This window comes from Mesorhizobium sp. M4B.F.Ca.ET.089.01.1.1, assembly GCF_004022605.1.
Taxonomy (GTDB): Bacteria; Pseudomonadota; Alphaproteobacteria; order Rhizobiales; family Rhizobiaceae; genus Mesorhizobium; species Mesorhizobium abyssinicae.
In genome coordinates this window covers 1-858 of sequence record NZ_RZOS01001005.1, presented here as the reverse complement: position 1 = coordinate 858, position 858 = coordinate 1, and the positions used below count along the sequence as shown (strand labels likewise).

1 pseudogene is annotated in these 858 nt (G+C 65.7%); it reads left to right on the top strand.

What is annotated here, in order from left to right:
* Positions 1–378: 378 nt before the first annotated feature.
* Positions 379–858 (top strand): annotated as a pseudogene (locus EN780_RS35645) (AI-2E family transporter); the annotation flags it as partial.

Genomic DNA, 858 nt, shown 5'->3' with positions numbered 1-858 from the left:
GCATGGTGCCGAAGGGCTTCCCGAGGACGGGGAAGTTCGGCTAGCGAAGCTCCCCCTTCTCCCCTTGTGGGGTGAGAAGCGGTCCGAGCTAGCGGACGAAAAGCCAATTGCTTGGCTTTTCGAGCTTCGAACGCCCTGAGCCTGCGAAGGGCCGGGCGGTGGCCGATCCACCCCGGCCGGGTCCCCGCTGCTTCGCGGCGTCCCGGCGTTTGCTGGCCTTTCACCGTGCCACTGGCACGATGAATTCGCCATCGGCGAACCGGCTGCTCACCCCGCAAGGGAGAAGGAAGACCTCCGCCCAATCATTTGGACTATCGTCACGATTGCTGCACTATGATGGTGCACAGGCAAACCCGGGGGCAGGGGAGAAACGCGCGCTTGAAGCAGACCGAGATCCAGAAACCGGGGCAGCGGCTGTTCGGCCTGTCGACGCCGCTCAGGGCCGCCGTCATCCCGCCGCTGTCGGCGGCGCGCTGGCTGTTGGTGCTTATCGTCGCCGCTGGCGTCTATTTCTTCCACGGCTTCCTGTTCCCGGTTCTGGCCGCCCTCGTCATCGCTTTCGCCAGCTGGCCGCTCTACCGCCGCCTGCTGGCCGCCGTCGGCGGTAACCGCACCATCGCCGCCACCTTCGCCATCCTCTTCATCCTCACCTTCCTGGTGGTGCCGATCGCGCTTGCCGGCACCTATGCCATCAACGAGGTCCGGGAATGGGTCGGGTGGGCGATCGAGACCAACCGCCACGGCGCGGTGACGCCGCACTGGATCGCCACCATGCCGATCGTCGGCGAATGGCTGAACGAGCAGTGGACGACCAATCTCGGCCATCCGGGCGGCATCGGCGAACTGATCCAATTGGTC